The organism is Sporosarcina sp. P25 (assembly GCF_002743235.1).
Classification (GTDB): Bacteria; Bacillota; Bacilli; order Bacillales_A; family Planococcaceae; genus Sporosarcina; species Sporosarcina ureae_B.
Window position 1 is genome coordinate 26,467 of sequence record NZ_PDYV01000001.1, and the last position, 24,272, is coordinate 50,738.

A 24,272-nucleotide genomic window follows, 5' to 3' on the forward strand; every position below is an offset into this window, starting at 1 on the left:
ACTCATCCTCCTAAATCTTGCAGTCATTTCGCTGCAATCTTTCTATTTAAGTAGTATATAGATATTGCGGTTTGAATGCGATTAGACGGCTCACTAAAGGTCGGAGTGCACCTTTTACGCATGTGTTATACTTCCTGCAGTTCTACCTGTGGCACGTCGAACTGATTTTTCGCACCGTGCATGACAGGTCCTACATACTCATTAAGCTTCCAGCCGTGTGCGATTGCTGCTGTGACAAACTGCTTCGCTTGAATAACCGCGTCTTTAATCGACAAGCCATTCGCCAAATTGGCTGTGATAGCGGCTGCAAATGTACAGCCCGCACCATGATTATGATACGTATCAGATCTTTTTGATTTGAGTAATGTATACGTCAATCCATCGTAGAATAAATCCACTGCTTCTTCATGATCGAGTTGTTTACCACCTTTGATCACGACATTACGTGCACCGAGTTCATGAATTTTCTGTGCTGCTACTTTCATGTCTTCGATTGTTTTCGGTGTTTTCATAGAAGCTAATTGTCCCGCTTCGAATAAGTTCGGCGTAACGATTTCTGCTTTTGGCAGGAGATATGTAATCATCGCATCCGTATTGCCGGGATTCAATACTTCATCTTCCCCTTTACACACCATAACAGGGTCGATCACCACGTGATCCAAACCGGATTCATCAATTGCCTGACCTGCCGTTTGAATGACTTCTTCTGTACTCAACATGCCTGTTTTGATAGCATCGACTCCAGTAGACAATGCCGTTTTCAATTGTGCTTTTACGACATCGATTGGCAATGAATAAACATTATGTGACCAATTTTGATCGGGATCCATCGTGACAACCACTGTCACTGCCGTCATGCCATACGTACCGTGCTCCTGAAAAGTTTTTAAATCCGCCTGAATACCTGCACCGCCTGATGTATCCGAGCCTGCAATCGTTAAGGTTTTCTTCAATGACATAATAAAACGTCTCCTTTGCCTACTAAATTTTGTTGTTACGTATAGTATACAACTAATTGTCGAAATACAAACAACTCGGGTATGATGAAAGTCTAGGAAGCTTGTAATACGTACAGGTTTTGCCATTGAAACCTATTATTCTACAGAACGTACAAATAGAAGCGGAGTGTTGGATCATACGAGAGGATGTGAGCCATGAGTAAGCATGAATCGTCTAAGAGAGAGAAGAAAGATTGGACGAAGGCTGATGCTCAAGCCGCTGTGACATTCACTGGACGGAAAAAGACCAAACGGAAGCGAAGAGGAGGAATTCTCGAACTCGCCTTTACTTTATGGTCTTCGTGGAGAACAACATATATTTTATTAATTGTACTATTGGTCGCCGCACTTATTACCCTGCCAATCGCAGGCTTTTATTTAATGCAACTGGGCTCTACTTTTTCAGAACAAAAGACGGCATTTGTCGAGCGTGTCCAAGAGCTACAGGAACTGACAACGGCGGAAGCTTATACGAAAGTGCTCGTCAAACGTACTGACAATGAATTGTTCGGTAAAAACATCGGTGTTAATTTTCCTGGAACGAAGCGGAATTTATTAGTGGTCATTCCAGGTTCAATCAAGGCCGGAATTGATCTAAGTGAAATCACCGAGCAGGATATGCAAGTGGACGAAGAAGAGAAACGTATTGAGCTGACGATACCAAAAGCTGAATTCGTCGGTGGTGCGGAATTGTATTTCGATAAAGTGGAAGTCTATTCTGTAGAAGGATTATTTCGTGGAAAAGCAGACATTAAAGAAGGCTATGAATTAGCGAATGAAGCCAAAACGCTAATAATGGAAGAGGCATCCGAACAAGGTGTCCTGGAATCCGCAGAGAAAAATGCAGTAAAAACACTAAAAGATATGTTTTCATTTGCAGGCTATCAACTAGATATTGAATTTAAGGAGTGATGCATATGGTAGCAGAATTTCGTAATGATTGGGATCACATATTAAAAGATGAATTCGATAAACCGTATTATCAGGAGCTGCGTACTTTTCTTCGCGAAGAATACACAAATCACATCATCTATCCACAAATGTCTGATATGTGGACAGCTTTTAAACTGACGCCTTTTCAGGATGTCAAAGTCGTGATTTTGGGCCAAGATCCGTATCATGGGCCCAAACAAGCTCATGGTATGAGTTTTTCTGTGCAGCCTGGCGTGAAAGTGCCACCAAGTTTACGCAATATCTTTAAAGAGCTATCATCAGATATTGGAATGGATGTTCCGACTGAAGGAATATTGACAGGATGGGCCGAACAAGGTGTATTATTATTGAATACGGTATTGACTGTGCGCGAAGGAGCAGCTGCTTCGCATCGCGGAAAAGGTTGGGAACTCTTTACGGACGAAGTCATTCGTAAACTGTCGATGCGCAGTGCACCAATTGTTTTCATTTTATGGGGAAGACATGCGCAAGAAAAAGCGGCATTGATCAATCGCAGACGTCATGCCATTATCGAATCGCCTCATCCGAGTCCTTTCAGTGCATCTAGAGGATTCTTTGGCAGTAAGCCGTTTTCTAAAACGAATGACTATTTACGCAAGTGGGGAAGAGAGCCAATTGATTGGGCGAAAACTACCAAGTGAATAACTAGAAAGGATGTGTACGATGGCAGTCAATTGCTTCGACTGTATCTTCTTTTATACAACTTGGGACCCGGCAAGTCCGCGGGGCTGTAAGGCATATGGATTCAAGACGAAAATGTTGCCATCTATAGTGGTAAAGCGCTCTTCTGGTATGGAGTGTATGAAATTCGAACCGAAAAAGGGGATGAAAATGCGATGATCACAGCTGCACAATTGCTTGGAGAAATGGAGCAACAAGTACGCTTGGCGAAACAAACACAGAATGAGGCGACGCGAAGAGAAGCCATTTATGCTGTGCGGACGTTATGTAATTTGATGCTCGGTGATGACAGACCTTCTGCACCGGCCATCCCGCAAGCTATACAAATGAGCACTGTACATGCAACGCCGATTACGTCACTGAGCGAGCAACCATTACGTGAAGAAGATGCCAACGGTGAGTCGTTATTTGATTTTTAATAGCGCCACAAACCGTTCAAACACCTGTCATGTCTACGTGTTTTACTATGGTAGACTGGAAACAGGGTATACAATATTCGTTAGAAAGAAGGAATAATTATGCCGTTTTTTATTATTGCAGGAGCTATTAATGCCGCGATTGCAGTTGGGTTTGGGGCGTTTGGTGCACACGCATTGAAAGATCGTCTGTCCGAACATTACTTAGCCGTCTGGGAAACCGCGGTACAATACCAGATGTTCCATGCGATTGCATTACTCGCAATCGGTATTTTGATGAGCAACGCATTGCTTGGACCATCGACGCAACTATCATGGGCTGGCTATTTAATTCTAGCTGGTATCGTTATTTTCTCAGGAAGCCTGTATGTACTCAGCTTGTCTGGAATCGGAATTCTTGGCGCTATCACACCGATTGGTGGAGTTGCATTCATCGCGGGATGGATTATGTTGATCATTGCGGCAGTGAAATTCGGAAGATAACAAAGGAAAACCGCTCAAGGTGAGCGGTTTTTTCTTATGGCGTTTGGTCGAAGTAATTTAATTCCTCTGGGAACTCCGCATAATCGAAGTAGATCATAGGGAATAAATAGCGTCGCCCTGTATTGGCTTGGCTGAGGATGACGTGATCGCGTCCTGCAGCTTCTACCATACCTGTGATAGCTATCGTGTTTTTGCCTGCTTCTACCGCATGCTCGAATGAAAAATGAAAGACGCCGGGTTTTCCTCTGTTAAGCCGTAAAATATTCTCGATGTACGACTGTTCTCTAAAAGGTGTAGTTGGTACGTTCCCCTGTATATTTGTTTGTGGTGGTACCATTTGTTGCTGGGCATAGCCAGGATTCCAATAATATTGAACCATTTCAACATCCTCTCCAGATCTGTTAGTTTTACTTGCGGGCAGTCTTGTTGGGCGAGGGAAAGGTGCGTTTCGTGCTGAAGTAGCCTGTGTGAAACGGGCAAGCGCTTTTATTCCCTTTTTTTGTCGCGATGACAGCTAAAGCAAAACCCCCTTGGTTGTATCTTATGTTGGAAGGGTGGTGGGTATGAATGATGTTTTTTGGAGAGGAGTTCGAGTGCTGGGGGAAGGTAACGTTACGCTGCGTTCCAGGCGGACGCGTTCGGGAGGGCCCGCGGTAAGCCAACCAGGTCGCTTCGCTTCCTTTTGGTTGTCTTACCTGTCGAGCTGATCCTCCCCGAGTCGCCGCCTTCCACTTCGCTTCACTAGTGTTTCTATTGTGAATTGGAATGGGGAATTCAAGGTCTGAGTGAAGGTAGCGTTACGCTACGTTCCAGGCGGACGCGTTCGGGAGGGCCCGCGGTAAGCCAACCAGGTCGCTTCGCTTCCTATTGGTTGTCTTACCTGTCGAGCTGATCCTCCCCGAGTCGCCGCCCTCCACTTCGCTTCACTAGTGTTTTTATTGTGAATTGGAATGGGGAGTTCAAGGTCTGGGGGAAGGTAGCGTTACGCTACGTTCCAGGCGGACGCGTTCGGGAGGGCTCGCGGTAAGCCAACCAGGTCGCTTCGCTTCCTTTTGGTTGTCTTACCTGTCGAGCTGATCCTCCCCGAGTCGCCGCCTTCCACTTCGCTTCACTAGTGTTTCTATTGTGAATTGGAATGGAGAATTCAAGGTCTGGGGAAGGTAACGTTGCGCACAAAAAAGCCGCGAATTATTTCATTCGCGGCTTAGGTCTAAACGTATTATACTTCAAAAAATGCTGCGCGCTTGTCCGCGTCTAAAATCGTACCGATGAAGAATGAGCCAAATACGCCGTAACGTGCACTGACTTCGTCAAAACGCATTTCATAGACGAGCTTCTTGAACTGCAATATGTCATCAGAGAACAACGTGACGCCCCACTCGTAATCATCAAAGCCGACGGATCCGGAAATGATTTGCTTCACTTTACCTGCATATCCGCGGCCAATCATGCCGTGGCTGCGCATTAAACTTTTGCGGTTGTCCATGTCGAGCATGTACCAATTGTCTTCGCCTTCGCGCTTCTTGTCCATTGGATAGAAACAAACATATTGGCTACGTGGTAATTCAGGATACAAGCGTCCGCGTACATATGGGTTCTGATATGGATCTTCGTCAGATTCACCTGCTAGGTAATTTGATAACTCGACTACCGACACATAAGAATACGCTGGGATTGTGTAATCCGCAATGGTTAACTTATTGAATTCCGCTTCCAACTGCTGAAGTTCATCCATTGTAGGACGTAATGTCATTAGCATGAAGTCTGCCTTTTGGCCAACTACTGTATAAAACGCGTGACTACCTGTTTTAGCCTCATCCGCTTCTTGTATACGCTCCAAAAATGTTAGGAATTCATTGACTGCTGCCTGGCGCTCTTCTTTTGAAATCATTTTCCAAGAAGCCCAGTCCATCGTGCGAAAATCGTGAAGTACATACCAACCGTCTAATGTAATAGCTGCTTCATTCACTTGAATTCAGTCTCCTTTTAAATTAAAGTAGTTTCTACTTTAAGTGTATCATAAACAGTCTTTGCTCGTTAAGGAATAAGGTAAGACCCACGACATACATTACAAAAACGAATAGCTAGTTGACAGTTGTCTGAAAACTTAAGGATTCATAGTGTATTAATTTGTCTTTTCAGGTATGATGAATAGGAAAATATAACAAAGGGTGGGAATTACATATGGCAGATCTTTTTGAAGGTATTCGTAAAACGTTGGAAGGTAAGGGAAAGACGATTGTATTACCTGAAGGGGAAGACGTTAGAATACTAGAAGCAGCTGTACATCTTCAACAAGAGGGGATTATTACACCAGTTTTATTAGGTAATGAAGAAGCGGTAAATAAAGCAGCAAAAGATAGTGGCTTCGATATTTCTGAAATTAAGCTGATTGATCCTGCAAACGCTTCCTATTTTGAAGAACTGGCGGAGAAATTCGTTGAACGGCGTGCAGGAAAAGCTACAATTGAGCAAGCGCGCGAGCAATTGAAAGATGTAAACTATTTCGGAACTATGCTAATCTATACAGGACGTGTAGACGGTTTGGTGAGCGGAGCTGCCCATTCGACGGCGGATACAGTTCGTCCGGCATTGCAAATCATCAAGACGAAGCCTGGCATTTCAAAAACTAGCGGTGCTTTCATTATGATGAAAGCAGAAGAGCGTCTAATTTTTGCAGACTGTGCCATTACTGTGAATCCTTCCGCTAAAGAGTTGGCTGAAATCGCTGTGGAAAGTACGAAAACTGCAAAAGCATTCGGCATTGATCCGCGCGTTGCCATGCTTTCATTCTCTACTAAAGGTTCTGCTGTGACAGAAGAGACGGAAAAAGTAGTGGAGGCGGCTAGAATTGCTAAAGAATTAGCACCTGATCTATTGATTGATGGAGAATTTCAATTTGATGCAGCGTATGTACCCAGTGTAGCAGCGAAAAAAGCGCCCGAATCTGTCATCAAAGGCGATGCAAACGTCTTTATTTTCCCGACACTCGATGCTGGAAACATCGGCTACAAATTGACAGAACGTCTGGGTGGCTATGAAGCAATCGGTCCAATCCTTCAAGGCTTGAATGGCCCTGTCAACGACTTGTCACGCGGCTGTTCTGCGGAAGATGTCTACAAACTATCAATCATCACGGCAGCTCAGAGCTTATCATGACAGGCTCGTAGTTTGTGAACCGTCTACATATAATCCAGATCACTCACTATAGGAGAGCTAGAGATGTCACAAGATAAACGTTTACTAAATCAACCAGCTTGGCGTTTCATCGACGAATCGATTTCAGCACGTAATCGTTCCGCACTCGAATCATTCGCTATGGATGATACGTTATGCCAATTAGTTGGACAGCGACAAAGTGTACCGGTTGTCAGGACATGGGTACACGACAAGACAATCGTGTTAGGTATTCAAGATCATCGGATGCCGTTCATTCAACAAGCGATGGAAGGAATCGAGCGACACGGCTATCGTTCAATCGTCCGCAATTCGGGCGGTCTTGCAGTCGTGCTAGATGAAGGGATATTAAATATCTCCTTAATCTTTTCTGAACAAAAGTCTTCAATTGATATTCCGGTAGGCTACGAAGCGATGTTATCACTAGTTCAGCTATTATTTCCTGAACTTGGCGAACGGATAGAAGCCTATGAAATTGTCGGATCTTATTGTCCTGGATCGTATGATTTAAGTGTCGATGGCAAGAAATTCGCAGGGGTTTCTCAACGGCGTCTGCGTCAAGGAGTCGCTGTGCAAGTGTATTTATGCATTGAAGGCAGTGGTTCCGAACGCGCAAAATTAATTCGTGAAGTTTATGACAAAGGCTTACAGGGTCAGCAGACGAAATTCAGCTATCCTGTGATCCAACCGGATACAATGGCGTCATTATCGGAAATTCTGGATACACAATTGACGGTCAATGAAATCGTTATTCGTCTGCAAATAGTATTGCGTTCGTTGACGGAAGATGTGCGTCACGGTGGGTTAACAGACGAGGAAATGGAATTGTACGGATTTTATTTGCAACGTGTCTTTGAACGCAATCAAAAGATGTTATCATAGTACGAAAAAAAGCTGCCAATCAGTTATTGATTGGCGGCTCTTTTGATGTGATTAAATTCCCATTCGGTTCCATTTTAAACAACGGTGCGACGTGCTCACTTTCTTCATTCAAAGCGATTAATCGACGTGCACGATTCATGATTTGGACGAATTGCTCATAATCATCTTTCAACGTTCTATTCTCTTTTTTCAGATCTTCAATTTGCGCTTCTAGCGATTTCATTTGTTCCGTCGCTGTTTTTGCCGTCTGTCTCCATCGCAGAGCATCCGTATCCGCACCGCCGTTATGATGCATGCGAATTAAATAGGCAATGACCGTATCGAGTGATAGGGCGGATAGTGGAACTTGGATTTTCTCCTGACCATCTGCGCCTGTCTCGGGGTTATACATTTGTTGGTTACGTCTTTTAAAATCTGTACCTAGTACACGTAACGTTTGCTTTCTCTCTTTCTTCGCTTCAGAGAGTTCACCCTCGTAGTCTCTTCGCACGACGGCATTCCATCTGAACCCACAAGCTGCCGCTGTTCGGTTCAGTGCGTCACCTACTTCCTCAAATGCACCTAACTGTGTACTTCCTTCTCTTACATGTCGTAGCACCGTCTCTGCCAATAATTCATCGTCTTGTTCTAACCAAGCGTCTTGTCTAACTTTCACCATCTCCATGCCTCCTGTCTTGTACTCTCTTTCTACTGCCATTATGACCACGAAACGAATCTTTTATTCAGAGAGTCACAAAATTCTATGAAGATGGTAATAAAATGGGCGTTTATTTTGGGTGAGTAGGAGTTAAGTAAAGTGAGTGGGGGTAGGCTGACAAGGTGTTGGGGAGGGGATTTGCGCTTCGGAGGGGACGCTTTTACTGAGAGCCCGCGGCGAGCCAACCAGTCGCAAGCTCCCTTGGTTGTCTCTTCTGTCGGGCTGATCCTTTGGGACGCCAATCCCTTGCAATGCGAGTAGGTGTTACATTTTGTTGTGCATGGAAGTTAGGTTTGTAATCTATTTTGAACTTGAATAAGTTTAGCCAAAATAATATCTTACATATTAGCTACAGTGAGTGATCTAAGTACCACCACTCAATAAGTAGGATGGAAGCGGAAATTGGGGGCGACTCCCGATGGATCAGCCCGATCAGGTGAGACAACTAAAGGAACGCAGTGACTAGTTGGCTCACCGCGGGCCCATGGGAAAGCGTCCCCCAACTGGAGCTTCCATCCCCAAGTAGACACTAAGTCCTTCACGTTTATAAACACGTTTCATCATCAACCGTTTAAAATCCGTCATAGTGTACTATGTCGCGTCACGTCGTTTTTTGTTATACTGGAACGAATGAAGGATGAGGTGACGACATGGCGTACCAAAACGAAAAACTGCCCGAAGAAAAAGTGTTTAAAGACCCCGTGCATCGCTACATACATGTAAGAGATCGCGTAATATGGGACCTCGTCAACACACGCGAGTTCCAGCGTCTGCGCAGAATTCGCCAGCTTGGCACCACCTACTTAGTGTTCCACGGCGCAGAACACAGCCGCTTCCAGCATTCGCTCGGTGTCTATGAAATCGTCAGACGAATTCTCGATGATGGCTTCAGTGGGCGTGAAGAATGGGACGAAGAACAGCGGCTCGTCGCACTTTGTGCCGCACTATTGCATGATCTAGGACACGGGCCGTTCTCCCACGCATTTGAAAAAGTATTCAATCTGGATCACGAACAATTCACCCAGCAAATTTTATTGGAACAGACAGAAGTCCATGAAGTGCTGCGTCGTGTGTCGCCAGATTTCCCTCAAAAAGTGGCGGATGTTATCGACAAAACGTATCCCGATAAACTGGTCGTCAGCTTGATTTCCAGTCAAATCGACGCAGACCGTATGGATTATCTTCAACGCGATGCATATTACACAGGCGTTTCCTACGGCCATTTCGACATGGAACGGATTTTGCGTGTCATGCGCCCGACTGAAGACCAAGTAGTCATCAAGCATAGCGGCATGCATGCGGTGGAAGACTATATCATGAGCCGCTATCAGATGTACTGGCAAGTGTATTTCCACCCAGTGTCGCGAAGTGCAGAAGTGATTCTGATAAAAATTTTACACAGAGCGAAATATTTATTCGAAACGGGGTATGCATTTAAGCAAGAACCCGTGCACTTCATTTCGTTTTTTGCACAAGAGTTCAAATTGAAAGAGTATATAGCTCTTGATGAGGGCGTGTTATTGACGTATTTCCAGATGTGGATGGAAGAAGATGACACGATTTTAGCGGATTTGTGCGATCGCTTCGTGAATAGACGGTTGTTTCAATATGCCGAGTTCGATCCTGCAGTGCAATATATGAAATTCGGTGAACTTATTACATTGTTTAAAGAAGCAGGACTCGATCCTGACTATTATTTAGTGACGGATTCTTCATCAGACTTACCTTATGACTTTTATCGTCCAGGTGAAGAGAATGAACGTGTGCCGATTTATTTACAACTAGAAAATGGCGATTTGCGTGAACTGTCGCGAATGTCCGATGTGGTCGAAGCGATATCAGGAAAACGCAGAACAGATCATAAAATTTATTATCCTGAAGACTTGTTAGTAGATGGAAACCCGTTGCATGAGAAGATTTTGGAATTGTTAAGAGGTTAAGAGAGGGGTTGCGGGACTTGCTGCAAGAGCATGCAAAAATCGTTCAGTTTATATCGTTGGCGAATGAAGTAAATGGCCGTAAGAAAATGCAGAAGATGGTTTATATATTGAAGAAAATGAATTTCCCGTTTGCCGAGAAATATGAGCTCCATATGTATGGTCCTTATTCGGAAGAACTGACATTGCGAGTGGAAGAATTGTGTGAAATGGGCTTTTTGGCTGAACGTTTCGAGGACAAGGGTTCGTATAAGCAATATTGCTATCAAGTGACGGATGAAGGATCGAAATTCCTTACCACAGCAGAAGCACCGAAAGAACAGTTGCCAAAATGTATCGAACGATTAAATGAAAAGTCATCACGCTTTTTGGAATTGGTCTCCACATTGCTATTTTTCGATCAGCTGGACAAAGAAGATCAAATTGCTAAAGTACGTATCGTGAAAAACAAATTGAATTTTACTGATCAGGAAATGGATCAAGCTTTTGCCTTCATCGAAGAGATGCAAGTGAGTTCAGTCAGTTAAATGGATCAAGTAAAAAGGATTCTCACGATGAGAATCCTTTTGCTGATTTTACTGGTCACTCATAAGTTTCCCATTTTTAAAAAGATGATTTTTTGGCATTTCTTCAATGAAAACTGTTACGCTATCAGTAGTAGCACCAGTCGTTTCTACAACGGCTTGCGTAACTTTTTCACATAATGCACGTTTTTGTTCATCAGTGCGGCCTTCAAGCATTTTTACAGTAACGTATGGCATTTTGTTTCCTCCTTAGCAGAAAATTCAGGTATAGTACATATAATAACAGAGACGGAGGGCGATTTACATGGCAAGTGAGCAAAATTCAAAACCAAAGTTAGGCTTTACGATAATAAAAAATGACCCAACAGATGGACACAAAGGATTCGGCATAGGTTCGTTATCATTAGAAAACATCTCGCCTGTGATCATCGATGTAGAAGCGGGTACGGCGCAAGTGGAAATGGGTGCTATGCATGCCCGTAGTGATACGGAACGAGGAATTAAATTCACAACGGATCGCAAAGATTCTGAAGGCGGCAAACCATACTGGCTCGTTTGGGTGACAATTGATTACCGTGAGGAAGGTCCGTATTACGCAGGAATCACAGCTTGTGAAATGGTCGTCAACCGTGAAAAGAGACGCGGCTATAAGTTACTTGCAGACCACGTCAACCGTATGGACAAATCTATGAAACGTCAAATTATCGTAGACGATATGGACGATCGTTCGAAAAAAATTCTTAAGGACTTTCTGATATCACATAACGCAGAACTGTGGGAACGCAGTACACCTGAATTACACGAAGGTTTGCGTACAGAGTTAGACGTAAAACGGGATAATTGAAAAGTACAATTCTCGTCAAATGCGTCAAAAATGTGACAATTTGCATTACGTCCTCTTTGAGGTTGAATGTCTGCATCAAAGGAAGTAAACTAAACATACAGCTTTGCGCTGTAATCTAGGACACCCGCTATATAGACAGTCGTTTGATGAAACCACAAACCCAAGCAGTGAAGATTCATTCGATCACTACATAACGGTCAAAAAAGCCTCGCTCTCCGCGGATACGGAGAACGGGGCTTTTTTCAATGGGTATTTGGTGAGTGAAATATACTTCAAGTGCTCATAGTTTATGGCTGAGCGCTCTATGCAGGTGTGTGTTCGCTCATAGTTTGTCGCTACGCGCTCTATGTTGGCGCGCGATCGCTCATAGTCCATCGTTAAGCGCTCTATGCCGGCGTGTGTTCGCTCATAGTCCGTCGTTAAGCGCTCTATGTTGGCGCGCGATCGCTCATAGTCCGTCGTTAAGCGCTCTATGTTGGCGCGCGATCGCTCATAGTCCATCGTTAAGCGCTCTATGCCAGCGTGAGTTCGCTCATAGTCCGTCGTTAAGCGCTCTATACCAACGTGCGTTCGCTCATACTCCAGCGCTAACCGCTCTATCATCCCCGCTACCCGCTCATACCCCGAATGCTTCAAATCACTCAAAAAATGAAAACGGGAATAACTCCATTTTAGAATTTTCCTCTTCTCCGGAATGTTGTTCTCTCAACGAGCGATCCGTGCATAATTTCTTCGGCACATCTTTATCCTTCACATAGATCAACCGTTGCTTTGCACATTCATTGACCGCAATCCCGCCGGTTTCGATATCCACAATGACGCCTTGCACGCCAGAAGGGGGGAGGAATGGTTGTGGGGCTGTTCCTTCGTGTGCCGCTTCCATGAAATCAATCCATACCTTTTTCGAAACGGATTTATCCTCCAAATTTTCGAGTTGCTTGCCGCGGTCAAAGCCTGTCCAAATGCCCGCTGTTAATGTGGGCGAGAATCCAATCAAATATTGATCCGAAATCGTCGTTCCGGACTTCGCTGCATAAGTCCGCGTTTGTTTCGGTCGCATCGACAAGCCTGTAGAGGTTAAATAGTCATTGAAGACAGGGTCGAACATCCCCGTCATCAAATGCGTTAGCACAAATGCGTCTTGTTCCGACATCGCTTGCTTCGGTTTTTTCGAAGGATGTTCATAGACCAGTTTTCCGTTCGCATCTGTAATCGATAGAATCATTTGAGGTTCGACTTGTTTACCTTTTGACGCAATACGATTATACGCTGTCGTCATCTCGTACAATGTCACATCGGATGTTCCAAGCGCGACCGCTGGAGATTCGGGAAATGCCACATCGATGCCTAGCCGTTGCGCCATTTTTGTGTACGGCTTGTAACCGACTTGCTCAAGCGTCTTGACTGCATAGATATTATCTGAAATGGCAATCGCCTGTGCCAATGAAATCGGCTTCACCGCAAACTCCCCGTTAATATTGCTCGGCTCATATGTCGAACGACCGTCATCATAGGTAAACAGTGTCTTTTCGGCCGTCATGAAGGTTAACGGGCTCATGCCTTTTTCCATTGCTGCCGCATAGAGGATCGGCTTCATTGCAGACCCTGGCTGACGTTTCGCTTGAGTCACTCGGTTAAAGGAGCTGTCGCCAAAATCCACTCCACCTACCATCGACGTGACGAAACCCGTGTCTGCAGCCATGGAGATGAATCCAACTTGCAGGTCATTTGCAGGCATCGCTTGTTTAATGGCTTGTTCCGCGGCTTGCTGGTGCTGTTGATTCAACGTCGTTCGGATTTGCCAGCCACCTTCTGCGGGTACACGGCCTTTAGACGCGAGGATATCTTCCGCCTGTTGCCATGCAGCATCCAAAAAATAAGGAGCCACTTGCTTCATATCTTTCCAACTCTCTGTTTTTAGCACAATTCTCTCCTCCACCGCGCGTTCCTTTTGCGCAGTTGAAATATAATCATATTGCTCCATTTGATCGAGTACGAGCAGTTGGCGGTTGCGTGAATTCTCGGGATTATCAAGAGGTGAATAAATGGAAGGACCTTTTGCGATTGCTGCAATCGTGGCGGCCTCTTCCAATGTCAGCTCTTTCGCGGCTTTAGAAAAATAAAACCGGCTGGCCGCTTCCACACCGTACATTCCATGACCGAAGTAGACAGTATTTAAATAACCTTCCAAAATCGTATCCTTGTCATAGAAAATTTCGAGGCGATAAGCAAACAGCGCCTCATGGATTTTTCGTGTCCAAGACTTTTCGTGTGTTAAATACAGATTCCGCGCATATTGCATGGTAATCGTACTCGCACCTTGCGCCTTGCTCATCGTTTTAACGTCCTTCAGAATGGCACCGGCAAGTCGTTTATAATCAAATCCATTATGCGAATAAAATTTCTTATCTTCTGTTGCTACAAAAGCATCTGTCAGAAAAGGGGATATATCGGACAGCTTCATCCAATACCGTCTATGTTGTGAAAAGTGATCCCCGATCTGATGCCCACTATGATCGAGGAACAATGAAGCCTTTGGTACGCTCAATGAAGGGGCACCAAGTACTTGGGCATATATTCGAAGGGCGATTAAGACAGTCACGATCGCGGCTATCGACGTGATCGACAGGGATAATACAATCTTTTTCCACCTTTTTCTATTAGTGGACTTTATATAATCGGTACGTTTCATTGCTCATCACATCCCGTTCCATTCAGTATCTTTTGACAGTATGGGACGGTTATGGACGGATTAAACGGACTGTAGGAAAAGTTTAGACGTGTAACATTGAAACTGGTGCCGGAAGAAGTGTATAATGAGTGAATCTATTTACTTAAGGCGGTGAACGAATGGAAGCGCCAAAAATGGAAGTTCAGCTCCGTTCCGTTATTCAACATCCAGACCAGCAAGCGGAAACGCATACGATGCAGGCAACTGGAGAACTCATTGAGAAAAAAGGACAGGCCTATTTATTGTTTGAAGAACGAACAGAAGGAATGCCAGTAGTCCGAACGACCGTGAAATTACATGCTGAAGATGCCTTCATCATGCGTAAAGGCGGCGTGCAGATGCGATTGCCGTTCAGACAAGACGATATGCGCCTCGGCACGTACGGTAATGGCCCTGCAGTTATGGATTTAGCCGTTTATACCAATCAACTGGAGTGGGTTCCTGGACGCTTTACGGTAGCGTACGACTTACATTCAGAAGAAAGCTTATTAGGGAAATACCATTTGACAATAACCTACTCGGAGGTAACACAATGAATGCAGTAGAGCAGATTCAACATGAAATTAAAGAAGCATTGCACCAAGCCATTGAGAAAGCGCAACTAGTCGAAAGTGCAGATATTCCCGACATTAAATTGGAATCACCAAGAAGTAAAGAGAACGGAGATTATGCAGCGAATATCGCTATGCAGTTGACAAAACTAGCGAAAAAGCCGCCACGTGCAATTGCGGAAAGTATTTTAGAGCACCTCGATACGAAGAACACCGCAATCGACTCCATTGAAATCGCTGGACCTGGCTTCCTCAATATCCGCTTGAAAACAGACAGCCTCGGGGATATCGTGAAATCTGTCCTGGATCAAGGAGCAGACTACGGACGTTCCGATAGCGGACAGCAACAGAAGATCCAAGTTGAATTCGTATCAGCGAACCCAACAGGCGATTTGCACTTAGGACACGCACGTGGGGCATCCCTTGGAGATTCATTATGTAATATTCTCGACAAAGCAGGCTATGACGTAGCGCGTGAATACTATATCAATGATGCAGGTAATCAAATAAATAATTTAGCGTTATCGATCGACGTTCGTTATTTCGAAGCACTTGGATTGGAAAAAGAAATGCCAGAAGATGGCTATCGCGGCGCAGATATTATTACGATCGCAAAAGGCCTCGTCGAACAATACGGCGACAAGTATGTCCATGTTCCAGAACAAGAGCGACTTGCATTTTTCCGTGAACACGGCTTGAATATCGAACTGGATAAACTAAAGAAAGACTTGACGGACTTCCGCGTTCATTTCGACAACTGGTTCTCGGAAACGTCTCTATATAACAACGGTAAAATCGATGTTGCGCTCAATAAATTACGTGAAAATGGCCATGTCTTTGAAGAAGACGGTGCTACTTGGTTCCGTTCCACTACATTTGGCGACGATAAAGACCGTGTATTGATCAAACAAGACGGTTCATTCACATACTTAACGCCAGACATTGCTTATCACCAAGACAAGCTGAGTCGTGGATTTGATAAACTTATCAATATTTGGGGAGCAGACCACCACGGATATATTCCACGTATGAAAGCAGCTATCCAGGCGCTTGGCTATGACCGCGACACGCTTGAAGTAGAAGTGGCGCAAATGGTTCAGCTTTACAAAGACGGAGAAAAATTCAAAATGAGCAAACGCACAGGAAAAGCCGTCACATTGCGTGAACTCGTAGAAGAAGTAGGACTAGACGCTGTACGTTATTTCTTCGCGATGCGCTCAGGCGATGCACAAATGGACTTCGATTTAGATTTGGCCGTATCCAAATCCAATGAAAACCCTGTCTACTACGCACAATACGCACACGCACGTATTTGTTCGATCTTGCGTCAGGCAAAAGAACAGAATGTAGAAGCGTCAACAGAAAACGTCACGCTATTGCAAGACGAAAAAGAGTTAGAGCTACTGAAGAAACTCGGTGACTTCCCGAAACTAATCAGCGACTCGGCTCGTATGCGCGCACCGCACCGCGTGACAACTTACATTCAGGAACTAGCAGCTACATTCCATAGTTTCTACAATGCGAACAAGGTGCTAGATCCGGAAAACAAAGACCTTTCCGAAGCACGTTTGGCATTGATTACAGCTACTAAAACAACGATTGCCAACGCGTTGAAACTTGTAGGCGTTGAAGCACCTGAAAGAATGTAATATATCGAAAATGGCCAAGCGGGTTTACTGCTTGGCTTTTTCTTTATGAATGGTAAAGGGGAAGGCAACGTTTCGCTATGTTCCAGGCGGACGCGTTTCGGGAGGGCCCGCGGTAAGCCAACCAGGTCGCTTCGCTTCCTTTTGGTTGTCTCACCTGATCGGGCTAATCCTCCCCGAGTCGCCGCCTTGCACTTCGCTTCACTGGTGTTTCTTTCTTGAGATAGAGAGTGAAGTTCAAGGGCTTACGGGTGATTAAATTTTGAGGTTGGAAAAGGTAAGGCAACGTTTCGCTACGTTCCAGGCGGACGCGTTTGGGAGGGCCCGCGGTGAGCCCCCTAGTCGCTACGCTCCTTTAGTGGTCTCACCTGATCGGGCTAATCCTCCCCGAGTCGCCGCCTTGCACTTCGCTTCACTGGTGTTTCTATCCTGTGATGGAGAGCGAGGTTCAAGGGCTTACGGGTGATTAAATTTTGAGGTGGGAAAGGGGAAGGCAACGTTTCGCAGCGTTCCAGGCGGACGCGTTCGGGAGGTCTCATCGCGAGGCCTCTCAGCAAAGCGTCCCCCTGCTGGAGCCTCACTCCCTATGTCATACCCAAACTCCTCCTATCCCCTGTACAACCAACACTATTATCGCTATAATAAATCATAATTACATATCTTCTAAAAAGGTTCTCGAAAATTGAGATGAAAAGCGAAATCGGTTCAAATCCGATGCGGTCCCGCCACTGTACGTGCGATGCACAAGCCAGGTCACCTGCCTTTTTGGAAAATGAAGTTCCGCAGCAACCTACGAGGATAGGTGTGATGGAAGAGATCACGCATTGATTTCATCCCACCTAATCCTTCGAACTATCGGAGGGTTTTTTTCATGTCTGCGGCTTGCGTAATGCAACACACATATTGAAGGAGGAACACACATGAAGAAGTTTTGGCAACTACTGCTGACGGCTATGCTTGCGGTACTACTACTTGCAGCATGCGGAAGCGACAGTACAAAAGAAGAAACACCGGCAGATAAAAACCAAGCGGGTGAAGAAGCGAAAACAGAACAAGAGTCAACGGATACAACGAGTTACCCATACACCCTGACAGATGCAATTGGCGAAGAAATTACATTTGAACAAGCGCCGGAAACTGTCATTTCATTAATTCCAAGTAACACGGAAATTTTATTCGGTATTGATGCTGGCGATCAAGTCATCGCTGTAACAGAAAACGATGATTATCCTAAAGAAGTAACGGAGCTTGATACCGTAGGGGACTTTACGGTCAACATAGAAAAAGTGATTTCATTGCAACCGGAAGCGGTATTCGCACATGAAATGATGATGGGCTCGAATGAAGAAGGATTGAACCAAATTCGTGACGCAGGCATCCCTGTGATCGTCGTACAGAATGCAGGAACATTTGAAGAGACATATGAAACGATTGAAATGATTGGTGAAGTCATGGACAAAAATGCGGAAGCCAATCAAATCGTCGAAGATATGAAAACGAAAATTGCTGATATCGAAAAGAAAGCAGCAGATATCACGGATAAGAAGCGCGTGTTCGTTGAAAACTCCGATGCACCTGAAATCTATACGGCAGGAAAAGGCACATTCCCACAGCAGTTTTTGGATATCATTAACGCTGAGAACATTGTGACGGAAGAAGGCTGGATTATGATCAGTCCTGAAACGATTGTAGATGAAAATCCGGATGTGATTTTGGCGATCTATAGCTATGTTCCAAATGTCGTAGAAAATATTAAAACGCGTGACGGCTTTGATGCGGTGACTGCGATCAAAGAAGATCAAGTCATTCAACTGGATGAAGATATTACAAGCCGTACAGGTCCACGTTTAGCTGACGGATTAGAATTGTTTGCGAAAGCAATCTATCCTGAGGTATTCGGTGAATAAAACCGTTCTCGCCTACGTCGTGTCGATCGCCACATTGCTTGTGGCGATCTGGCTCGGTGTATCGATCGGTACAGTGAAAATACCAATAGAGACGCTATGGGATCAATCGGACACGACCGCAAGTAATATTTTGTGGAAGATTCGTATGCCGCGTGTGTTGCTGGCTGGAATCGTCGGTGCCTCATTGGCTATTTCAGGGGCTGCTTTTCAAGGGCTACTGAAAAACCCATTAGCTGATCCTTACACCCTCGGAGTGTCATCCGGTGCCTCTGTCGGCGCCGTGATCACACTCTTTTTTGGTATATCGCTGCCGGTCCTTGGCGCTTTCACCTTACCTGTATTTAGTATGATCGGTGCTGCAGTGACGATGTTTTTAGTGATCGGTTTTGCTCGAATGGTCGACCGGTCAATGAAAATGGAAACTATTATTTTAACAGGAATTATTTTCGGTTCATTTCTCGGCTCTGTGTTGTCGCTGATGATCGCGTTGACGCAAGAAGAACTCCGTCAGATTGTTGGTTGGCTTCTTGGTAGCGTATCGATGCGTGGCTGGAATTACATTGTAATGGTCTTGCCGTTTTTCATCATCGGCTCATTCATGCTGTGGCTTAATCGCCGCGAATTGAACGCTTTATTATTCGGTGAAGAACGTGCGCATCATCTTGGAGTCAATGTCAAACAGCGTAAATTGATGATTTTGCTAGGCGGATCGGTATTAACTGGCTCGGCTGTTGCGGTGTCCGGAACAATCGGCTTCGTTGGCCTAGTTGTCCCCCATATGACACGTATGTTATGGGGCTCCGATCACCGTCATGTACTGCCGTTATCATTATGTAACGGTGCATCATTATTGATCATTTGCGATCTCGTAGCACGAACGATTATTTCACCGGCTGAATTACCGGTCGGTGTCATTACAGCATTCATTGGCGCTCCGGTGTTTGCCTATATCTTTTACAAACAACGTAGAAAAGGAGCGATGTGAAGATGTTGCAAGTGGAAAACGTATCGGGAGGCTACGGCAAGGAACCGATTGTGCGAAATGTGTCGTTCCACGTGGAAAAAGGAGAAGTTCTCGGAATTTTAGGGCCGAATGGTAGCGGGAAATCCACGTTATTGAAAATTATATCGGGAATTTTGCCGAAACAAAGCGGGAAGGTCATGATTGCAGGAAAACCTTCTGGCGCCTATACCCAAAAGCAATTCGCGCAGCAAGTAGCCGTCTTGCCGCAGCTCCATGCCCATGCCTTTTCTCATAGCGTGAAAGACACTGTTGCTCTCGGTCGTTATCCGTATCAATCGGGGATTTTCTCGAGCTGGTCGGAGTTGGATGAGCGAGCAGTGCAGGAAGCGATGAACTATACAGGTGTCACGCGATATGAAAATACCGCCATTGAATTATTATCTGGCGGCGAGCAACAACGCGTATTTGTTGCGCAAGCGCTCGCCCAGCAAGCTCCTATTTTATTATTGGATGAACCGACGAACCATTTAGACATCGCGCATCAGCAACAATTGCTCGATACGATCCGCAATCAAGCGAGGCAGAAAGGGATCACAGTCATTTCGGTATTTCATGACATCAATCTGGCCGCTCTTTATTGCGATCGTCTATTGCTGTTGAAGAACGGGGAAGTAGCATCAATCGGCGAACCGCAAGACGTCGTGCTCGAGCAAGAGATTCATCACGTATACAATGCACGCGTCAAAACACAGCCCCATCCTGAAATGCCGAAGCCACAAATGACGCTGTTGCCGAACTTGCAAGAAAAGGTGCAACTATTCAGTGTAAAGAAAGCGGACGTAACGATTCAAGAAGATCATGTATTGTTGCAATCAAGCCAACCGCTGAAGACGATTTCTTCCGCTGTCCATAATGCGGGGCTTGGTTGGTACAAGACGTTTGTCAATCGAGGCGTGCGTGCGGATTATATGATCGATGATGTACAGCGCGAGAACACGGAATACTTGCGAACGCTTGGCTATCATTTGACAGATACAGTCGCCATGATGACTGCCGTTAGTCCGGAGCACGTTGAAGTAGAAGAATATGAAGGACAGTTCGGCTCGATTGTCGTGGCCGTGACAGCGGGTGTCGGAAACGCGGTAGATGTTTCGAAGTCTTGGCAACGTGAAGATATTCCTTACATAGGTACGATCAATACATGGGTATTCATTAATGGTGAATTAAGTGAAGAAGCTTTCGTTCAGGCGTTGATTACCGCAACAGAAGCGAAGGCGAAAGCACTGCAAGACGAGCAAGTGAAGGATCCTGAATCGAGCACGGTCGCTACAGGGACTTCGACAGATAGCTTGTTGATCGCATCTACGCAACAAGGAGAATACTTGCCGTACGCGGGGCCGATTACTCAACTCGGTAAGTTGATCGGTAAAGGGGTCTATGATTGTACGGTACGGGCAATTCATTCGTATCGATTAGCAGTAGGTGACCATCGATGATCCCTGCACATTTTATTGCGATTGCGATTGGCATGGTACTCGATCGAATCATTGGGGATCCACCCAACTGGCCGCATCCAGTCAAGTGGCTAGGCACGACGATTAGTAACTTGACGAAGCTATTGAATAAAGGCCGTATGCGCACAATAAAAGGTGCGATTGTATGGTTACTTATTTGTATGACGACATTTCTACTCGCCATTTGGCTCGTCAGTATCGCCTATCGCCTACATCTATTGGCGGGAATCGCAATCGAAGCGCTGCTCATTGCGGCGGGACTTGCACAAAAAAGTTTGCGAGACGCGGCGTTGCTCGTCTATGAGCCATTGAAGTCAGGAGATATGGACGAAGCCCGTGAAAAGCTAAGTTGGATTGTCGGCAGGGATACAAAGAAGCTCGACGAGAGTGCGATAGCCCGTGCTACGATTGAAACGGTTTCGGAAAATACGTCTGACGGCATCACGGCACCGTTATTTTGGGCGTTCTTGCTCGGGGCACCTGGTCTATGGTTATATAAAGCGGTCAATACACTCGACTCCATGGTAGGGTACAACGATGAGCGTTATCGGGAATTCGGAAAAGTTTCCGCACGCATGGATGATCTCTTTAACTGGATTCCTTCAAGAATTACAGGATTGCTCATTTTATTATGTACTCCGAATGAAGGTGGACATTCAATTAAAAAGCGAATTAGCGGTTGGTTAAGCGATGCAAAAAAACATATGAGCCCGAACAGCGGCTATTTGGAAGCAGCAACAGCTTGGCAACTCAATATCCAGTTAGGTGGGCGCAGTACATATCGCGGAGTAGTGTCGGAACGGGCGGTACTTGGCCCGTCAGTCGTTGCGAATAAAGAACATATCCGCTCCACAACATATCAAATGCAAGTCGTGTCTTGGACTTTCTGGTCACTCGGCACAGTAGTAGGAGGAATTTTCTATGCGATTGCCTGAACACGGTGCAAACAGCAAAAGACTGTATACATCAATAAATATTCCGATGCCTGATGAAGTGTTGGATTTCAGTGAAAACTGCAATCCAGCAGGACCACCACCGTCCGTAGTGGAAGCATGGCCTACGTTAATATCAACACTTAACGGCTATCCCGATCCAGATGGTCAGCCGTTTCGCTCGGCAGTTTCGGTTTTTCATCAAGTAGACGAACAACAAGTACTGATCGGTAATGGCGCCGCAGACATACTATCTTTATTGGCAGGGAATTACCGAGGCAAACGGGTCCTCTTGATTGACCCAACCTTTTCCGAATATCGCGCTACGCTTGAAGTGAATGGTGCAGAGGTCGTATCGCTTCAAGCAAGTGAAGCGGAAGGTTTTGAATTGCCTATGCGTCAAATTCTTGAGGCATTGCCTACAGCGGATGCGATCTATATTTGCACCCCTAATAACCCAACAGGCTTGTTGCCTACAAAAAACGAGCTACTAACGATTATAGAAGCAGCCAAAAACAGTTCGACAGATGTTGTGCTAGACGAAGCGTTCATTGATTTCGTTGATGAATCAAAATCCTTTATTCCGCAAGTCGCGAACTATTCGAATTTATTCATTGTCCGCTCGATGACGAAAATGTACGCGATTCCTGGTATCCGTCTAGGGTATGTAATCGCACATCCTGAACGGATCGAAAAGCTGAAACAACGAGCTTCGCATTGGCATGTCAACGGACTCGCTGCTGAAATCGGTGTGTTCTGTTTACAGGAAGAAGTGTACCGTCAACAAGCAATTTTGCACGCGCAAACAGAACGCATAAAGATGACACAGTTCTTGCGCTCACATAGTTGTGAAGTGCTTGACTCTTCCGCTAACTATCTCGTCATGAAGCCCATGCAAGATGCGAAGAAGCTTTATAAAGATTTATTGAATCAAGGGATCGTCCTGCGACATTCGGAAAACTTCCGCGGGATGGACGGGCGTTGGTTACGGATCGGAATGAAATCCGAAACGATGATGGATACACTGCGGGAGGCGATGGATCCATGGTTCAAGCGACAGTAACATTCATCAGTGGCGGGGCGCGCAGTGGAAAAAGTGCCTATGCGGAACGCCTACTTACGAATCAAAAGGCAAGTCGCCTCGTCTACATTGCATCTGGTGTAGTAGCCGATGAAGAGATGAAGCGTCGAATTGATCAACATAAAGAAGATCGTCGACATGCGAATTGGCACACAATCGAGCAACCGAAAAATCTCCAGGAAGTGTTGCCGTTTCTAAAATCGGGTGATCTCGTTCTATGGGACTGCCTGACTACGTGGCTCGCCAATGAAATGTATGAAGGATACGAAGAAGGTTCTCCTTGCGTTCATCGCTCGGGATGTTTAGAACAAAAGCAGAAACAACTACTTCACACGGTAAAGCAAATGAAAGAAATCGTTTCACAGCTAGTCATTGTTTCAAATGAAGTCCTCGATGAGTGGCCGCAATACGAAGAAGAGACGGAAATCTACCGCCAAACAATTGGCACGCTTCATCAACAAATCGTGGAGTTTGCAGATCATGCAATTGAAATGGATCACGGCATTCCGATCGTCTGGAAAGGTGAGAGTTTATGAACGGATTAATGATCGTAGGCACTGCGTCAGATGTAGGTAAAACGATGATTTGCAACGCACTATGCCGACTGCTTTCGAATGAAGGCGTCCATGTCGCACCTTTTAAATCACAAAATATGTCGGGCTTCTCTGAAACATTAGCGGACGGACGTGAAATCAGTCGCTCCCAATTTCAACAGGCAGAAGCGGCGCGTACTCAACCAATTGTTGAAATGAATCCCATTTTGATGAAGCCACGAGGGGATATGCGGGCTGATGTTCTTTTCATGGGCGTACCGCTCGAGACGATAGATGGGCAATTCTTTCGTGAAGAGTGGTTCGATAAAGGTCTTGCAACGATCCAAGGAGCATTAGATTATTTGTCCGATCACTACGACATGCTAATCATCGAAGGGGCGGGAAGTACCGCAGAAGTAAACTTGATGGACCGTGAACTGACGAATATGCGCGTTGCGGAGCTGGCAGATGTACCTGTCATACTAGTTGCGGACATTTCTAAAGGTGGCGCTTTTGCATCGATTGTCGGCACACTTCAACTTCTTTCAGCAGAAAGACGTCAGCGTGTCAAAGGGATTATCATCAATAAATTTTACGGCGACGCGTCCTTTTTCGAAGACGGGGTGAAATTCATTGAACAATACACCGGGATTCCGGTTGTAGGTATCATTCCGGTCTTAGAAAACCATGGAATTCCAGAAGAAGACATGGATCGTAACACGCTTCCTGCAACAGAAGGAGTCGATGTTTACGAACAATGGGCTGCTCACGTGAAGCAACATGTCGACTGGCCGTTGATTCAATCTATTTTGGCGTAAAG

26 protein-coding genes and 1 riboswitch are annotated in these 24,272 nt (G+C 45.4%); of the genes, 19 read left to right on the plus strand and 7 right to left on the minus strand.

What is annotated here, in order from left to right; translation table 11 throughout:
- Window positions 1-125: 125 nt before the first annotated feature.
- A complete protein-coding gene (gene thiD, locus CSV70_RS00140; RefSeq protein ID WP_085132653.1) occupies window positions 126-959 on the minus strand; it encodes a bifunctional hydroxymethylpyrimidine kinase/phosphomethylpyrimidine kinase in 834 nt (277 codons plus the stop codon).
- Between the two features lie 195 nt (window positions 960-1,154).
- Here thiD and CSV70_RS00145 point away from each other — a divergent pair, with 195 nt between their 5' ends.
- From CSV70_RS00145 to CSV70_RS00165, 5 genes are all read left to right on the plus strand, one after another.
- Window positions 1,155-1,910 carry a DUF4230 domain-containing protein gene (locus CSV70_RS00145; RefSeq protein ID WP_085132654.1) on the plus strand — a complete coding sequence of 252 codons (756 nt, stop codon included), beginning with the start codon at window positions 1,155-1,157 and terminating at the stop codon, window positions 1,908-1,910.
- A gap of 5 nt (window positions 1,911-1,915) precedes the next feature.
- Window positions 1,916-2,593 (plus strand): uracil-DNA glycosylase, encoded by a 678-nt coding sequence (locus CSV70_RS00150; RefSeq protein ID WP_085132655.1) that lies wholly within the window; start codon window positions 1,916-1,918, stop codon window positions 2,591-2,593.
- Window positions 2,594-2,615: 22 nt separating this feature from the next.
- On the plus strand, window positions 2,616-2,792 hold the full coding sequence (locus tag CSV70_RS16645) for a uracil-DNA glycosylase (RefSeq protein WP_083034898.1): 177 nt from the start codon (window positions 2,616-2,618) through the stop codon (window positions 2,790-2,792).
- Window positions 2,789-3,052: a YwdI family protein gene (locus CSV70_RS00160; RefSeq protein ID WP_085132656.1), complete on the plus strand. Its 264-nt coding sequence runs from the start codon at window positions 2,789-2,791 to the stop codon at window positions 3,050-3,052. Before CSV70_RS16645 ends, CSV70_RS00160 begins: the two co-directional genes overlap by 4 nt.
- Before the next feature lie 99 nt (window positions 3,053-3,151).
- Window positions 3,152-3,532 carry a DUF423 domain-containing protein gene (locus CSV70_RS00165; protein WP_085132657.1) on the plus strand — a complete coding sequence of 127 codons (381 nt, stop codon included), beginning with the start codon at window positions 3,152-3,154 and terminating at the stop codon, window positions 3,530-3,532.
- Window positions 3,533-3,566: 34 nt separating this feature from the next.
- Here CSV70_RS00165 and CSV70_RS00170 read toward each other — a convergent pair whose 3' ends face one another.
- Window positions 3,567-3,911, minus strand: coding sequence for a spore coat protein GerQ (locus CSV70_RS00170; protein WP_085132658.1), 345 nt, complete (start codon window positions 3,909-3,911; stop codon window positions 3,567-3,569).
- A gap of 840 nt (window positions 3,912-4,751) precedes the next feature.
- The gene (gene hemQ, locus CSV70_RS00175) at window positions 4,752-5,501 is read right to left on the minus strand and encodes a hydrogen peroxide-dependent heme synthase (RefSeq protein ID WP_085132659.1); all 750 of its coding nucleotides are present in this window, start codon (window positions 5,499-5,501) and stop codon (window positions 4,752-4,754) included.
- 215 nt (window positions 5,502-5,716) lie between these two features.
- On the opposite strand from hemQ, the gene pta reads away from it, so the two are divergent.
- Complete coding sequence (gene pta, locus CSV70_RS00180; protein ID WP_085132660.1) at window positions 5,717-6,691, plus strand: phosphate acetyltransferase; 975 nt, start codon at window positions 5,717-5,719, stop codon at window positions 6,689-6,691.
- A 63-nt stretch (window positions 6,692-6,754) separates the two neighbouring features.
- Window positions 6,755-7,591 (plus strand): octanoyl-[GcvH]:protein N-octanoyltransferase, encoded by an 837-nt coding sequence (gene lipL, locus CSV70_RS00185; protein WP_085132661.1) that lies wholly within the window; start codon window positions 6,755-6,757, stop codon window positions 7,589-7,591.
- A 19-nt stretch (window positions 7,592-7,610) separates the two neighbouring features.
- On the opposite strand, the gene CSV70_RS00190 is transcribed toward lipL, so the two are convergent.
- Window positions 7,611-8,249 (minus strand): RsfA family transcriptional regulator, encoded by a 639-nt coding sequence (locus CSV70_RS00190; RefSeq protein WP_085132662.1) that lies wholly within the window; start codon window positions 8,247-8,249, stop codon window positions 7,611-7,613.
- A gap of 689 nt (window positions 8,250-8,938) precedes the next feature.
- On the opposite strand from CSV70_RS00190, the gene CSV70_RS00195 reads away from it, so the two are divergent.
- Window positions 8,939-10,228: an HD domain-containing protein gene (locus tag CSV70_RS00195; protein ID WP_085132663.1), complete on the plus strand. Its 1,290-nt coding sequence runs from the start codon at window positions 8,939-8,941 to the stop codon at window positions 10,226-10,228.
- A gap of 17 nt (window positions 10,229-10,245) precedes the next feature.
- Window positions 10,246-10,752, plus strand: coding sequence for a YwgA family protein (locus tag CSV70_RS00200; protein ID WP_085132664.1), 507 nt, complete (start codon window positions 10,246-10,248; stop codon window positions 10,750-10,752).
- Between the two features lie 48 nt (window positions 10,753-10,800).
- Here the strand turns inward: CSV70_RS00200 and CSV70_RS00205 are convergent, their stop codons facing one another.
- A complete protein-coding gene (locus CSV70_RS00205; protein WP_085132665.1) occupies window positions 10,801-10,986 on the minus strand; it encodes a 2-hydroxymuconate tautomerase in 186 nt (61 codons plus the stop codon).
- A 67-nt stretch (window positions 10,987-11,053) separates the two neighbouring features.
- Between CSV70_RS00205 and CSV70_RS00210 the strand changes: the two genes are divergently transcribed.
- Window positions 11,054-11,593, plus strand: a complete 540-nt coding sequence (locus CSV70_RS00210) for a YwhD family protein (RefSeq protein ID WP_085132666.1) — start codon at window positions 11,054-11,056, stop codon at window positions 11,591-11,593.
- A gap of 186 nt (window positions 11,594-11,779) precedes the next feature.
- Here CSV70_RS00210 and CSV70_RS16995 read toward each other — a convergent pair whose 3' ends face one another.
- On the minus strand, window positions 11,780-12,196 hold the full coding sequence (locus CSV70_RS16995; RefSeq protein WP_099661056.1) for a hypothetical protein: 417 nt from the start codon (window positions 12,194-12,196) through the stop codon (window positions 11,780-11,782).
- A 34-nt stretch (window positions 12,197-12,230) separates the two neighbouring features.
- Window positions 12,231-14,285 (minus strand): transglycosylase domain-containing protein, encoded by a 2,055-nt coding sequence (locus tag CSV70_RS00220; RefSeq protein ID WP_099661055.1) that lies wholly within the window; start codon window positions 14,283-14,285, stop codon window positions 12,231-12,233.
- A gap of 158 nt (window positions 14,286-14,443) precedes the next feature.
- Here CSV70_RS00220 and CSV70_RS00225 point away from each other — a divergent pair, with 158 nt between their 5' ends.
- The 9 genes from CSV70_RS00225 to CSV70_RS00265 all read left to right on the plus strand — a co-directional run bounded on the left by CSV70_RS00225 (window position 14,444) and on the right by CSV70_RS00265 (window position 24,270).
- Window positions 14,444-14,860 (plus strand): YwiB family protein, encoded by a 417-nt coding sequence (locus CSV70_RS00225; RefSeq protein WP_099661054.1) that lies wholly within the window; start codon window positions 14,444-14,446, stop codon window positions 14,858-14,860.
- Window positions 14,857-16,524, plus strand: coding sequence for an arginine--tRNA ligase (gene argS / locus CSV70_RS00230; protein ID WP_085132670.1), 1,668 nt, complete (start codon window positions 14,857-14,859; stop codon window positions 16,522-16,524). The genes CSV70_RS00225 and argS overlap by 4 nt, the downstream gene beginning before the upstream one ends.
- 649 nt (window positions 16,525-17,173) lie before the next feature.
- Window positions 17,174-17,300, plus strand: a riboswitch (cobalamin riboswitch).
- A gap of 141 nt (window positions 17,301-17,441) precedes the next feature.
- Complete coding sequence (locus CSV70_RS00235) at window positions 17,442-18,428, plus strand: ABC transporter substrate-binding protein (RefSeq protein ID WP_099661053.1); 987 nt, start codon at window positions 17,442-17,444, stop codon at window positions 18,426-18,428.
- Complete coding sequence (locus tag CSV70_RS00240) at window positions 18,421-19,413, plus strand: FecCD family ABC transporter permease (protein ID WP_099627772.1); 993 nt, start codon at window positions 18,421-18,423, stop codon at window positions 19,411-19,413. The genes CSV70_RS00235 and CSV70_RS00240 overlap by 8 nt, the downstream gene beginning before the upstream one ends.
- 2 nt (window positions 19,414-19,415) lie before the next feature.
- On the plus strand, window positions 19,416-20,888 hold the full coding sequence (locus tag CSV70_RS00245) for an adenosylcobinamide amidohydrolase (protein WP_085132673.1): 1,473 nt from the start codon (window positions 19,416-19,418) through the stop codon (window positions 20,886-20,888).
- Complete coding sequence (cbiB, locus tag CSV70_RS00250) at window positions 20,888-21,841, plus strand: adenosylcobinamide-phosphate synthase CbiB (protein WP_099661071.1); 954 nt, start codon at window positions 20,888-20,890, stop codon at window positions 21,839-21,841. The genes CSV70_RS00245 and cbiB overlap by 1 nt, the downstream gene beginning before the upstream one ends.
- Window positions 21,828-22,901 (plus strand): threonine-phosphate decarboxylase CobD, encoded by a 1,074-nt coding sequence (cobD, locus tag CSV70_RS00255; protein ID WP_099661052.1) that lies wholly within the window; start codon window positions 21,828-21,830, stop codon window positions 22,899-22,901. Before cbiB ends, cobD begins: the two co-directional genes overlap by 14 nt.
- Window positions 22,883-23,455, plus strand: coding sequence for a bifunctional adenosylcobinamide kinase/adenosylcobinamide-phosphate guanylyltransferase (locus tag CSV70_RS00260; protein WP_099661051.1), 573 nt, complete (start codon window positions 22,883-22,885; stop codon window positions 23,453-23,455). The genes cobD and CSV70_RS00260 overlap by 19 nt, the downstream gene beginning before the upstream one ends.
- On the plus strand, window positions 23,452-24,270 hold the full coding sequence (locus tag CSV70_RS00265; RefSeq protein WP_099661050.1) for a cobyric acid synthase: 819 nt from the start codon (window positions 23,452-23,454) through the stop codon (window positions 24,268-24,270). The genes CSV70_RS00260 and CSV70_RS00265 overlap by 4 nt, the downstream gene beginning before the upstream one ends.
- Window positions 24,271-24,272: the final 2 nt, after the last annotated feature.